We start from the raw sequence: 13,217 nt of genomic DNA, 5'->3' as shown, positions 1-13,217 counted from the left end.
AAAAAATGGGGCGATAAGTATCCAATCGTCATCCAATCATGGCGTCGTAAATGGGATAATTTATCAGCTTATTTCCGCTATCCTGAGCCTATTCGTAAGGTGATTTATACCACCAATGCTATTGAGTCAATTCATCGACAATTTCGTAAATTAACAAAGACAAAAAGCGGATTTCCTAATGAAAATAGCCTACTTAAGCTGCTGTATTTAGGGTTGCAAAATGCGGAGAAAAAATGGACAATGCCAATCCAAAATTGGAATTTAGCATTGTCACAATTGATGATATTTTTTCCTAATCGTCTTGATAAGGTAATCTCTTTGTGAATTAAGCTGACACAGAATTATGAACAGTCTCGAAGAGGACGCCTATTTTTATTCATTTTATTTATATTTTCTTCTCTTCTTTTCCTTTCATTAACTAATTTAACTTCTTTTTGAATTAAATTTTCAACAAAGTCTGTTATTGTTTTATTATTTTCTTTTGCTAGTTTCTTTAACTCATCTTTAACTTTAGATTCCAAATAAATATTTAATACTTTTTTCCCTTTTACTTTATCTCTATATTTCTTTTGCTCCCAATTTTTTTTCATCTTAATTTGAAGAAGTTCTTTACTTTCTTGAGAAGAACTCCAATCGTCAAAAATATAATGCGCTATATAGTACAACTCACTAAGTTCCATATGGACTAAATCAGTGATTGCGGTGAAATCATAATTATTTGAATTTATTTTCCTTCTAATATGCATATAAAACCAATATACTTGATCTTTGTTTTTAATATCTATCCATTGAAATGGTTTAGTTTTTTTTTCTATTTCATTCCATTCACTTATTAATGAACTAAGGCTAATAGGTGTTTCAGGTGAGCTAAAATAATCACATAAAATTTTGACCCTCAATGAATGGTTATTTGAACATGCTATACTTACTCTTTGCTCTTGTGAAAAGCTATCCAAGACATCATCTCGTAATTTTTGCAATATCCAAAAACAAGCTCTTGGTTTTTTTTTTAAGTAATCTGTTTGATATTTAAATCTTTCTTCTTCAATATTCATTTTCATAATATTTTACTCTTACTCTTCCCTATTTTTGTATCTGTATGATTTTTAAACCACTAATCAATATAAATAATTATATCTATTTTTATGTTTATATTCACGTATATTTTATTGAGCATATTTACACTCATTTTTATGTTTAATTTTACGTAGTGATTTGTTATTTAATAATTATAAGTAAAATTAAATTAATATTAATAATCAATTAGATAAATTTCAATTTTTATAATTAAGGTTAATTAATATTATTCTATAAAAGAAAATTATTAGATATATAACATTAATATTATGTTATCTGAGTACATCATCAGTTACTAAGACAATAAAAAAATAATCTTGCCTCTTATCAAATAACTCTAATTTGATAAGGGCAACTAAATGCAAAATAAAAATTTTAATATTGATAAACAACTCAATGGTCAACTCATTGCACATCTAAATCATCTACAAAACAAATACTCAAAAATATTACCTATTAGAGCTGATATTCATTATGCTAAAGATGATGAATTAAGTACTGATATCGAAACAACAAAAAATGAAATAACATTTTTCCTCTGGCAAGCTATGCAATTTGAACTTGATATTGTAGGGTATGCTGTTGTTATGGAATTCAATCAAAATGAACATATCCATTTCCATTCTATTTTTTATGTAAACGGACAAAAAAGACAAAAGTACTATCCAATTTATGCTGTATTGGAAAGATTATGGCATGAGCTGACTAATGGTTACTTATATGACTGTCAGCGCAATAATTATCGTATCAACGGGTTAAAAATGATAAACCATTATGATCATGAAGCATTTTGTTCGACGTGTTATATGCTCAGTTATTTAGCTAAAACAGAACAAAAAGAGCCTTTTAAGAAGCGTTATAGTGATTGTCTATTTTTAAGCGACGTCCCTTCACCTAGCCATCGTGGAAAACCTAGAACACTTGGTGTAAGTAAATTTTTAACACCTTCCTCTATTTAATAACACAAAAGCAATTTACTTAATTTTTGAAAATAACAATGAGTCTTTGAAAGTACGTTTAGACAAAGAGACAAAAACAGACTCATTGGTATAGCTACAATTCATATAGAGGAATAAAAAAATGTATAAGTATTATGATCTAATACTAAATAAGCTAAAAGCCCATGATAAATCGTTACTTACACGTTATGGGAAGCTATATCCAGTCAGAATAAATTTTGCCTATCATAATGATGCCTATCAAAGGAAACACGGAATAGATGCGTATATGGATATGTTGAACTTGTCTGATTTAACATTACTTTCTAACCATATTCTTAGCATTGTCTGGGTAATGGCTTTTGATGAGCAATATGGCTTTTACTTTCCTGCCATGTTGTATTTCGATTCAGAACAATATGCAAATTATAACGTTATTATGAAGTTAATTACTGATTGTTGGAAAAATCAAACTGATGGAAATGGTATTAATGTTGAGCAAGAACTAGCTAAGAACGCTTTATCTGAATTAGCACAACTCTCGTGGGAAAAACATAATCCTCTTCGTACCTTGTATATTAAAAGTATATATACTCTCGGCTAAATCAATTGATCGTTTGTAACGATCAGTCGTGATCTTATTGATCGTTACAAACGATATGACAATACGTAATATTTTTCTAATAATAATGATAAATTTTTGTTCAAAAATAATTTAAGGAGATGAAATGACTAAACATGATTGTGGCGAATGCAATGGTAAGGGAGAAATTCCTTGTCCATTACAATATTATCCTGGCGAACCTCATCCTGAAAGCTGTCCTGTGTGTGGTGGAGATCCGAATTTTACATCTCCATGCCCAGAATGTTCGGAGTACAAGTATGGCTATTAAGTGGTTGGGTAAAAAACTTTACCAAGCAGGACACTTTGCAGTGACTGAAATAATTCCAGAATTTATTGAAAAATCTGCAAAAATGATTTTAAATTCTGATAAAGCAACAGAGGAACAAAAAGAAAGAGCTAAGAAAAGTTTAGCTCGTTATGAAAAAAACAAGAAGTAGTATTAGTAATAATCAAAAATTTTGTTCATAACTCTGTGTCATTTCTTTTTTGTTACATAGTTTACCGAAATGACACAGAATATTGAACGCTCTCGAAACTCCTGCTCCTCAATCTTATTCATGAAGCAAACCCATTTATCCTGTTTGCTTCATATTTTCTCAATGTATCTCAACACTCTGATTATAAATAATTTTAAATAGATATCATTAGTTGAATACCACAATGTGTTTGTTTAATTAATATTTTTATAAGGAGTGTACCATGTTAAATTATCAAATATCGCAAATCACCTTAGTTTATTCATTAGAACCTTATTTCAATCATGTTCATTCTTTATTTAATTCATTAAATAAGGAAGTATAAATGTCAGATAAATTATCTTTATTACTTGATAGGCTCTATCAAATTTGTTTAACAGGCGGATATGGTTTAGCTTCTGCTTACACGTTAGCCGAACAACATAAAGCACGTTTTCCTTTCTATTCTGATAGCCTTGATAACCTAATTAAACAGGAAGCTAATAAAGCTGGGACAACAGGGTTTATTACTGGATTAGGTGGAATGACAAGTTTACCGATTACTTTACCTGCAAATGCTTTGAGTGTATTGTTTATTCAAATGAGACTCGTTATAACCATTGCTATTTTGCAAGGCCAAGATGTGAAGGACAAACGAATTAAAATGTTAATTTACTTATCATTATGTGTGATGGCAAGTAAATTAAAATTACAGCAATTTTGCTTAGCTACATTGCTCAAACAACCCAATGAAGTGGTTTGGAAAATAAATCTATCTATCACTAAACAACTTATTACTATTTTAAGTGCAAAGTATAGCGTGAAGTTAATTAAGATGCTCCCAATATTCGGCGGTGTAGTGGGAGCGGTTATTGATCGCACAGTTACCTATCGCATTGGCCAATTTGCTAAAAATCAATTTAATCAATTCAATTAGTCGAATAACACTAATAATCATTTATCTAAAAATTCATCTAGTTATGAATTTATCTGATTTATTCCCGTTTTTACATAAAGACCTGGTGCTTTGGCCAAGCTTAACAGGAGAAAAAATGAAAACCAACTATTCAACAAAGCGCATTGTGACAACAGCGTTAAAATTGCTTGAAAAGCAAATGAAAATAGAAAAAAATCAGTTCACCAAAACAAAACAGGTTATTGATTATCTTAGACTAAAATTAGCACAAAAAGAACGAGAACACTTTGTTGCTATGTATCTAAATAATCAACATCAACTACTTAAAGTAGAAACACTTTTTATGGGCACAATTAACTCTGTCGAAATCCATCCCAGAGAAATAATTAAACAAGCACTTAAACATAACGCAGCAGCTATTATTTTTGCCCATAATCATCCATCAGGTGAAGCACAGCCCAGTAATGCAGATCGCAATATCAATCAAAAATTAACAGAAATACTAAATATCGTTGATATCCGAGTATTAGATCATATTGTAATTGGTCGACAATCGCATTTTTCCTTTGCAGAACAAAGCTGGCTCTAATTTTAAAAAGTCTTCAATGTATATGTATTGATCGTTTTTAACGATCAATAAGATCTTATTGATCCGTTTAAACGATATGACTTTGCTGTAATGATCAGTGAAAATTAAAAACCAAATATTCTTAAATAGAACCTAATAATTAACAATGGAGCGTATTTTTATTATGAAAAATACCTTGTTGGAGTTTTTAACTAAAAATAATTTTTATGGTGGTAAAAATTTAGAATCAAAATGCCAATACTAATGTTCAGAAATATTATTTAGCTAATTAGAATCTATATTAAATGAAAGGAATAACAAAATGTCTAAAATAACCTTAAATTTATTCATAGCGATATCGCTATTATTTTCGCAAATTTCATTTGCAAATAACAATCCTTACCAAGATAGTGAAATAGATATAAATGACTATCAATTAAGTCAAATGAAACCAATGGCTCGTTATGATTATGTTCCCGTCTATCCCGAACGTCTAAAATCCTTTAATGAATTGCTTAAAAAAGAAATACAACATAAAAAGATTACTCTAGATCAAATTCAATGTATTGATGTTGATGAAGGTAAGTTATGTAACCATCCAAAAGTGGTTGCAAGATTAGAGTTCGATCTTAGCTATATTCTTCTTGATGGTAAAACTGAAAAAGATGTTCGATTATGGGATATGGATAATACTGATTACAAAAATGCATTTATTGATATGATTCAAGATAAGCTCGATAGCTGGTTAAACACACATGGACTTCCAATTCGTTCAAGTCGTGATCATGTATTTGCTTTAACTTTAGAAGCTAGAAAATGGTATAAAGATGCTCCATTCTATGTTATTGGCCTACAACCAACAAAAGTCGAATATATCACTTATAAATATACTGAGCCAGGTTTATCTAGAGTAGATGACGAAAACCAATATGAAAAAAGCCCTTTTTAATCTTGGCTATTTAAATTTGATAAAAACAGAATAATGGAGCAAAACAAAACGATGAAACACTTAATTGTATTATTTTTATCTATTTTATTTTCAATTAGTATAGCAAATGCAGAAAACAATGATGATATTAAACAAGAAAGATTAAATCGACATTTAGCAGTTATCAAAAATGGAGTTCATACAATAAATATCCCTATTAAATTCAAAGGAATGCGTGACTATTACAATCAAAATGATATTGCTATGGTTTTATTTGAATTACGTTATGGATTTTTAGATAAAGAGCAAAAAGATAAGTTTTGGAAAGAAAACAGTGGAACTGCAAATTGGGAATCGAAAGTAGCTAATGGCTTAACAGGTTTGATCACAGGAACATTCGAAATGGAGGGGGAGGCTGATATATTCGTTGACTATAGTCAAACACGTGAAATGGTTTACAACTATACTAAAGAGGCTAAAAGATATTTTAAAGATAATAACATCCCTGCTTATGTAATTGGTTTTCAACCTATTTTAATATCTTTCGAAAAGTTTACTATTACCGATCCTAATATGTACCCAGATGAAAAAATGATAAGTGAAAATTAATTATGGAGTTAACTAATTTTTACATAAGGATTAAATGACCATGAAAAAACTTATTATAACTACATTTCTGTTATTTTGTAGTAATGCATTCGCTTTGCCTAATTTGATTGTAGAAAAGGATGAGTACTATAACGAACGATTAGATGACTATGTACAACAAGCTTTTATCACTTCTAAAGAAAATAATATAAAAATTAATAAGGTAGTAATCAATCGTGATAATTGCAAAATTATTTCCTCTACTGAAAACTACCTTGTTGAACTTAAATTTGGAGAAAAAGTTAAAGTAACACCTAAATTTGGTTGTGACATACTTGAAGTAACAGTCGATACAAATAAGGGAACAGAAACATATGCTTTTGATTAAAAAGGGCAATTTTTACATGAAAAAATATTTTATTATAATTGTAGTTTTATTCTTAACAGCTTGTGGTGATTCGGAGGAGGTCAAAAGAGTAAAAGCTTTAATTTACCCTCAATTAGATCAAACAATCACTGTCGGTAATGCATTAGAAAATCGTGAGATATGTAAGTCAGTGAACTGGGAATTTTTAAAAGATGAAAAGAAACGAGATATTGTTGAGTATAATTGTAATCTAGATACAAAAAATGCTGAAAAATTCTTACACGCTCAATTAGATGATGAATTAAATATTCTTAAATCCAAATTTGTAGAAACAGACATTAAAGTCTCTCCAGAAGAATATAAAAAATTCCGAATAGATGAAGTCAAAGCATCAAAAAATAAACGATACAAATACACCATTTATGAAAATTATGTTGATATAAATGCGACAGAATTTATTTATGCTAACGCAAGATTAGAGGTGTATAACTTATTAGGACAAGCATTGGATGATATAAGTAAATCAAAAGCATTCATCCGTTATCAACAAAACCGAAATTATTTTATAACTAACAAAGAAAGTATTGAAAAAATTATTTTAGAAGATCATTCTATTTCTTTAGTTAATGATCTTATTGATTATATTTATTCTTCTAAATATTCATCGTTAGTCGGGGATATTTATTGGATGGTTGATAGGGATAAATCCTCACCAAGCTCATCTTTTAGATGGGAAAATATTTCAAATAAAGCTATTCATAATAAAATAGAAGAAATGCTTAGTGATATTAAGGATATTCATAACCAACTGAAACAGCATAAAATTTATTTTAGCCGGTCTTATCTTTTTGAGAATCAAGGTGGTTTTATAAATCCTATCTATAATAAAAAAATTCGTTATAGCGATGAGTTACTTAAAATTGACGATGATAACGGAATGATTAATCTTGCTCATAGTAGTGCTTGTGATCAAACATTACAATATTTTTTAGAGGGAGAAACACCAAAGACAGTTAGCGTTTATGATCATAAGATAGAAACAAAAATTCCAGCAAATAATTACCGAGAACTGCTTGAGTCATTAAAGACAAAAGAAAAAAATATTATTTCAAAGTTTGTATCTGATGTTTTGGTTCCTCATAACAACAAAAATAAAGCTAATATTGAGATTTTAGAAAAATTACAAAGCAATATTAAAATCAAAAACTATACTCAAAAAATACGTTGGTCATTAGTAGGGGAACAAAAACCAATATTGGCCAACTGTGAATTAATTGTTGAAACCAATTCATTTCCACCAGTAATTTCTGACTCTAAATTGGCTAATAACTGTTTTAGTGCTACTTATTCAGATCAATATGTAGACTCAGTATATAATGATCCGCTTTATCAGCTTTTATATGATATTAATTCTAATCTAAAAAACTAAAGATCTAATCAATATAGATATTAGGAATAGATTATTAAATAGTAAAAAAATATTGTTGTTACCTATCTATTGAATGTAATTAACCCACATCACTCAATAGAGGTACAACAATGTCAACATTCTTATCCCCTTTGGATGCACAAACACATCCAGATTACCTAATTGATATGAAATATATCACCACACTCACTGGTATGACAGATAAATGGTTTTATGCTTTGATAAAGCAAAATAAATTTCCACCTCCTATCAAATTAGGAAGATCCTCTCGTTGGCGTCTAAAAGAGATTGAAGCATGGATAAACACCAAAGCTAATTAGCCGTTAACTTTCTATTAACCAAGGCCGCATAGTCAAATATGCGGCTTTTTTTATGTCTAAATTTTTATAATTGAGGAATTCGTTATGTCCTTAACCGATTTAAAAATTAAATCCGCCAAGCCACACAATAAGCAATATAAGCTTTCTGATAGTGATGGTTTGTTCTTACTCGTTCACGCCAATGGTTCTAAATATTGGCGTTTTCGCTATTACTTCAACACTAAAGAAAAATTAATGTCTCTAGGTCAATATCCTAATGTTTTATTAAGCGAAGCTAGAAGGCTACGAGATGAAGCCAAATTATTATTAGCTAAAAATATTGACCCACAGGTAGAAAAGAAAGCAAAACAGTCTGAAGAAGTAATACAAGTTACTTTTGAACAAGTTGCACGTAAATGGTGTACCAATAATAAAACTTGGTCTGAGCCACATAGAGCAAAAGTACTACGAACATTAGAATTGTATTTATTCCCTAAAATTGGCGCTTATTCTATTTCAGCATTAACTACTCGTCAGTTAATTGTTCCAATTAAAGCTGTTGAAGAGCAGGGACGTTTTGAAGTTGCTAGCCGACTACAACAACGTACTTCAGCAATAATGCGTTATGCCGTACAAAATGGTTTTATCTCTTATAACCCAGCTCAAGATTTAAAAGGCGTGGTAAGTAAAGTAAAAGTGAATCATCGCCCTGCACTTGAACTTGAACAAATACCTGAACTTTTAGAGCGCATTGATAATTTTAAAGGACGAGAGTTAACCAAATTGGCAATTAAACTTTCTCTACTTATATTTATTCGTTCTAGTGAGTTACGATTTGCTCGTTGGTCAGAAATTGATTTCGATAAAAAGATTTGGACTATTCCAGCAGAAAGGGAGGAAATTGATGGTGTCCCTCATTCTCACCGAGGCTCCAAAATGAAAACACCTCATTTAGTTCCACTAAGTTATCAAGCAATAGGAGTTTTAAAACAAATATATGAAATTAGTGGAATGTATGAACTGGTATTTATTGGTGATCATTCTGCACGAAAGCCAATGAGCGAAAACACAATAAACAAAGCATTGCGTTCTATGGGGTATGATACAAAAACAAAACTTTGTGGGCATGGCTTTAGAACAATGGCATGTAGTGCTCTAGTGGAATCAAACCTCTGGTCACGAGATGCTGTTGAACGCCAAATGAGTCATCAAGAACGTAATGGCGTTAGAGCTGCTTATATCCACAAAGCACAACATATTATCGAAAGAACAAAAATGATCCAATGGTGGGCTGATTACTTAGATTCAATCCGAACTGAGTTTGTTATGCCTTACGAATTCAAAACAAATTAAAAAACACCTCACAGTTTAATTCATTTCTCAACATCAATTAATATCAAAAAATTAAGGAATTGTTTATGCAAACATTACCTAGTGTATCATCATGCCTAAAATCCACTACGGTGGGTTCTGGTATGATCTCAGTATTTATCACCCATTTAGGAAAATATAAAGAAGGACAATTGATTGGTGAATGGCTAGAGCTACCAACAACACCAGAAAAAGTAAAACAATGCTTTAAACAAATTGGCATTGATAGTGTTAATTACAAAGAGTTCTTTTTAAGTGGTTACAAATCGTCTGTATATGGCATAACAAATTATATCTCTGAACATAGCAATCTTGATGAACTAAATTATTTAGCCTGTAAACTTGATGAATTGAGTCATGATGAAATGGAAATCTATGAAGCAGCCATTGACATTGGCGTAAATATTAATTCAATTACAGACTTAATTAATCTAACAGATAACTTAGATTGTTTTCAATGTCTATATAACATCAGCAATGAATATGATTTAGGTTTCTATTGGGTTGCTGAAAGTGGTTGTTATAATTTAAAAGAACTCGGTAACTTAGCTAATTACTTTGATTACGAACGATATGGCCATGATATTGCACTTGAACAAAGTGGCACATTTTATTCTGGTAATTACATCTATTATACAGGTGAAAGTTTTAGTTTTGATTACGATGGGAAAAGTGTTCCAGAAGAGTATTGTATTTCTATTTAAAAATCATTAAATAATTAGTTATTCCTCTTAATAAAGCTTATTTAAAGCTTTATAAGGGGAATTCATTAGTGATTTAAATTTTTGTTTTTGGTACCACTTTTATCTTGTTATGTATAAATTTTGTGAACCATTTCACAAAAATGGTGTAATATTTGCAATATGAGTTTATTTATTACATTCAATAGTGTGAATATTCAAGAGTTAATACAAAAAATCACCGATATCACCATTTGGAAAAAAGGGGATCAACGAGCACCCCATAAACCATTATTGCTTCTATATGTACTATCACAATATAGACAAGGTCACGAACGTTTATTTAATTATGGGACGGAAATTGAACCCCCTCTTTTTGATTTATTAAATCGCTTTGGGCCACAGAGAAATCATTATTATCCAAATATGCCTTTTTGGCGTTTACAAAAAGATGGCTTTTGGCAATTGACTAATATTGAAAATTGTATTAATAGCAATAAACCGAGTAAAGAACCAACCAGCAAGCAACTTATATCATGCCAAGTTTATGGTGGATTTGATGAACCAACCTACCAATATCTAACAAAACATCCTCTTATTATTAATCAATTGGCTGAAAAAATTTTAAATCAGCACTTTCCCGAAAGTGTTCAGGAAAATTTAATCAATCAACTTGAATTTGATTTTACTGATTTTTACCGTCAACGAGATCCAAAGTTTAGACAGTCGGTGTTACGGGCTTACAACTATCAATGTGCTATCTGTGGTTACGATTTAAGGCATGACTCAATTTCAATTGGTCTTGAAGCTGCCCATGTTAAATGGAAACAACATGGAGGGCCTTGTATTGTAAATAATGGTTTAGCGCTTTGTTCATTACATCACTCCGCTTTTGATATGGGCGTAATAGGTCTAAATAGTGACCTAAAAATCAAAATATCCAATGGTGCTAATGGTAATCAGATGGTAGAAAAGCTATTTTGGGATTTTGATGGTAAAAAAATTCTCTTACCAAGAACAAGAGAAGATTATTTACATGATCAGTTTATCGAATGGCATTTCAAGGAAGTGTTTAGGAAATAAGAATAATGGGTAAGAATGCCGAGCAAATTGAACAGCTAATTCCAGGAACTGTTTTAAACAATCAACAACTATGTGAAATATTTAAATGTAGTCCCCAAGGCGGAATGCGTAAATCTAATACAACAAAAACTTTAGTGCTTATTACTAATCATATTGAATCAGTTTACTCTGATGTTTGGGACAATGATATATTGCATTACACAGGAATGGGGCAAAAGGGAGATCAAAGCCTAGACTTTATACAAAATAAAACGCTAAATGAAATAGAATCTAATGGTATTAGCGTACATTATTTTGAAGTGTTTAAAGATAAAGAATATACCTATTCGGGCCATCTAGTTAGAGCTGGAGATCCTTATCAAACTAGCCAATCTGATGTTTTATCCTCGCCCAAAAATAGACAAATGTCACCTCTATGATATAACTAACAAACATAGGAGAACACATTATGTGTCAAAAAATTTAGCACAGCGTTAAAACAACAGCCGGTTGATTATGCATTATCTAATGCGCATCTTTCATTATCAGAAATCGTTAACTATTTAGGTATAGGTAAATCAACGCTTGATAGATGGATAATGCAAATCAATCCAAATAAAACTAATAAACGAAAACTAACCCCATAGCAACAAAAAATGATTGCACTAGAAAAAGAAAACAAAGAACTAAGAATGGCAAATGAAATTCTAAAAAAGGTGCATGTATACTTTATCAACAATCCAAGTCGGTAAAGTGCAAATGTACAAATATATGAAGCAACATTTATCATCGTATTCAGTGCCACAGATTTTCCGTCAATTAAATGTTAGCATATCAGGTTATTATGCTTAGCTAAAACAAGTGCCAAAATCAATTTGTAACTATCCCCTAAAATAGTACAGCAAAAAAGTAGAAAATTCTCTATGATAAAAGTAAAAGAGGATTTAATGATGAAAAAAATGACTGAACATCAAATCGTCGCTATTTTAAAAGAAGCTGAAGCGGGTATTCCCGTTAAAGAACTGTGCCGTAAATATGGCATGGGTAATTCAACTTTCTATAAATGGCGAGAAAAATACGGCGGTATGGAAACGTCGGATATTAAACGCTTAAAAGAGCTAGAAGCGGAAAACCGTAAGCTTAAACAGATGTTTGCCGAACTGAGCTTAAAATCCCAGCTTCAGGAAGAAATCATAAAAAAGCTTTAGTGCCCACCAAGGCACGTAAAACGTGGGCACAGCAACTACAACAAAATCATTCGGTTACTATTGTTATGAGTTGTGCTATTGTTGGCTTAAGCCGTTGTGCTTACTATTATCAACCTAAGTTGCAGGATGACTCGGTGATTGTTTCGGTGTTGAATGCTATCACAGACCGGCATTTACGCTGGGGCTTTCCTAAATGTTTTCATCGTATCAGAAAGCTTGGCTATCAATGGAATCATAAACGGGTATATCGGGTGTATTGTGAATTAAAGCTTAATCTCAGGGTAAAGCGTAAAAAACGCATTCCTCCACGATGTCCGGAAAGGTTATTAGTCCCCAATAAACAAGGTGAATGTTGGTCAAGGATTTTATGAGTGACAGTAGTCGTAATCAACGTCGCTTTAGGACATTCAATGTCATCGATGACTTTAATCGTGAGGCATTAGGGATTGATATTGCAGTAAGCTTACCCGCAGGAAGGATTACCCGTTACTTAGATAAACTGGCCGAATATCATGGGTATCCATTAAAAATACGGGTCGATAATGGGCCAGAATTTACAGGAAAAACCTTTATAAACTGGGCTAAATCACATGATATAACCATTGATTATATCCAGCCCGGTAGCCCTTATCAAAATGGCTATATTGAACGATTTAATCGTACCTATCGTACTGAAGTACTCGATTTATATCTTTTTAACAACTTA

At 31.1% G+C, this 13,217-nt stretch carries 19 protein-coding genes; 18 read left to right on the top strand and 1 reads right to left on the bottom strand.

Features of this window, described 5'->3' with window-relative positions; genetic code table 11:
* The coding region (locus tag A9G42_RS09930; RefSeq protein WP_143426058.1) for a transposase at positions 1-324 on the top strand (324 nt) is incomplete at its 5' end.
* Positions 325-341: 17 nt separating this feature from the next.
* On the opposite strand, the gene A9G42_RS09925 is transcribed toward A9G42_RS09930, so the two are convergent.
* Complete coding sequence (locus A9G42_RS09925; RefSeq protein ID WP_065653334.1) at positions 342-1,061, bottom strand: hypothetical protein; 720 nt, start codon at positions 1,059-1,061, stop codon at positions 342-344.
* A 375-nt stretch (positions 1,062-1,436) separates the two neighbouring features.
* Here A9G42_RS09925 and A9G42_RS09920 point away from each other — a divergent pair, with 375 nt between their 5' ends.
* The 17 genes from A9G42_RS09920 to A9G42_RS09840 form a co-directional block, all read left to right on the top strand.
* Positions 1,437-2,036, top strand: a complete 600-nt coding sequence (locus tag A9G42_RS09920; RefSeq protein WP_065653333.1) for an inovirus-type Gp2 protein — start codon at positions 1,437-1,439, stop codon at positions 2,034-2,036.
* Between the two features lie 121 nt (positions 2,037-2,157).
* Positions 2,158-2,619 carry a hypothetical protein gene (locus A9G42_RS09915; protein ID WP_065653332.1) on the top strand — a complete coding sequence of 154 codons (462 nt, stop codon included), beginning with the start codon at positions 2,158-2,160 and terminating at the stop codon, positions 2,617-2,619.
* A gap of 278 nt (positions 2,620-2,897) precedes the next feature.
* Positions 2,898-3,077 (top strand): hypothetical protein, encoded by a 180-nt coding sequence (locus tag A9G42_RS13715; RefSeq protein WP_131798866.1) that lies wholly within the window; start codon positions 2,898-2,900, stop codon positions 3,075-3,077.
* A gap of 364 nt (positions 3,078-3,441) precedes the next feature.
* The gene (locus A9G42_RS09905; RefSeq protein ID WP_065653331.1) at positions 3,442-4,032 is read left to right on the top strand and encodes an EcsC family protein; all 591 of its coding nucleotides are present in this window, start codon (positions 3,442-3,444) and stop codon (positions 4,030-4,032) included.
* 115 nt (positions 4,033-4,147) lie between these two features.
* The gene (gene radC / locus A9G42_RS09900; RefSeq protein WP_065568232.1) at positions 4,148-4,600 is read left to right on the top strand and encodes a RadC family protein; all 453 of its coding nucleotides are present in this window, start codon (positions 4,148-4,150) and stop codon (positions 4,598-4,600) included.
* A gap of 301 nt (positions 4,601-4,901) precedes the next feature.
* On the top strand, positions 4,902-5,528 hold the full coding sequence (locus A9G42_RS09895; protein ID WP_065653330.1) for a hypothetical protein: 627 nt from the start codon (positions 4,902-4,904) through the stop codon (positions 5,526-5,528).
* 51 nt (positions 5,529-5,579) lie between these two features.
* The gene (locus A9G42_RS09890; RefSeq protein ID WP_065568230.1) at positions 5,580-6,116 is read left to right on the top strand and encodes a hypothetical protein; all 537 of its coding nucleotides are present in this window, start codon (positions 5,580-5,582) and stop codon (positions 6,114-6,116) included.
* Positions 6,117-6,156: 40 nt separating this feature from the next.
* The gene (locus tag A9G42_RS09885) at positions 6,157-6,483 is read left to right on the top strand and encodes a hypothetical protein (RefSeq protein ID WP_065568229.1); all 327 of its coding nucleotides are present in this window, start codon (positions 6,157-6,159) and stop codon (positions 6,481-6,483) included.
* A 16-nt stretch (positions 6,484-6,499) separates the two neighbouring features.
* Positions 6,500-7,891, top strand: a complete 1,392-nt coding sequence (locus tag A9G42_RS09880; protein ID WP_143426151.1) for a hypothetical protein — start codon at positions 6,500-6,502, stop codon at positions 7,889-7,891.
* Between the two features lie 110 nt (positions 7,892-8,001).
* Positions 8,002-8,211 (top strand): helix-turn-helix transcriptional regulator, encoded by a 210-nt coding sequence (locus A9G42_RS09875; protein WP_065568227.1) that lies wholly within the window; start codon positions 8,002-8,004, stop codon positions 8,209-8,211.
* 84 nt (positions 8,212-8,295) lie between these two features.
* Positions 8,296-9,543: a tyrosine-type recombinase/integrase gene (locus tag A9G42_RS09870; RefSeq protein WP_065653328.1), complete on the top strand. Its 1,248-nt coding sequence runs from the start codon at positions 8,296-8,298 to the stop codon at positions 9,541-9,543.
* A 65-nt stretch (positions 9,544-9,608) separates the two neighbouring features.
* Positions 9,609-10,265, top strand: a complete 657-nt coding sequence (locus tag A9G42_RS09865; RefSeq protein WP_065653327.1) for an antirestriction protein ArdA — start codon at positions 9,609-9,611, stop codon at positions 10,263-10,265.
* 159 nt (positions 10,266-10,424) lie between these two features.
* On the top strand, positions 10,425-11,324 hold the full coding sequence (locus A9G42_RS09860) for a phosphorothioated DNA-binding restriction endonuclease (RefSeq protein ID WP_065653326.1): 900 nt from the start codon (positions 10,425-10,427) through the stop codon (positions 11,322-11,324).
* 5 nt (positions 11,325-11,329) lie between these two features.
* Positions 11,330-11,743, top strand: coding sequence for a hypothetical protein (locus A9G42_RS09855; protein WP_065653325.1), 414 nt, complete (start codon positions 11,330-11,332; stop codon positions 11,741-11,743).
* Positions 11,744-12,253: 510 nt separating this feature from the next.
* A complete protein-coding gene (locus A9G42_RS09850; RefSeq protein ID WP_034909955.1) occupies positions 12,254-12,511 on the top strand; it encodes a transposase in 258 nt (85 codons plus the stop codon).
* The gene (locus A9G42_RS09845) at positions 12,511-12,882 is read left to right on the top strand and encodes an IS3 family transposase (RefSeq protein WP_065653324.1); all 372 of its coding nucleotides are present in this window, start codon (positions 12,511-12,513) and stop codon (positions 12,880-12,882) included. The genes A9G42_RS09850 and A9G42_RS09845 overlap by 1 nt, the downstream gene beginning before the upstream one ends.
* Positions 12,879-13,217, top strand: a 339-nt coding sequence (locus tag A9G42_RS09840; protein ID WP_179854641.1) for a DDE-type integrase/transposase/recombinase, incomplete at its 3' end; no start/stop codon positions are given. The genes A9G42_RS09845 and A9G42_RS09840, both read left to right, overlap by 4 nt.

The sequence above is a fragment of the Gilliamella sp. Nev6-6 genome (genome assembly GCF_001690605.1).
Taxonomy (GTDB): Bacteria; Pseudomonadota; Gammaproteobacteria; order Enterobacterales; family Orbaceae; genus Gilliamella; species Gilliamella apicola_C.
The sequence above is the reverse complement of the archived record's forward strand: the minus strand, read 5'-3'. Positions and strand labels throughout refer to the sequence as shown.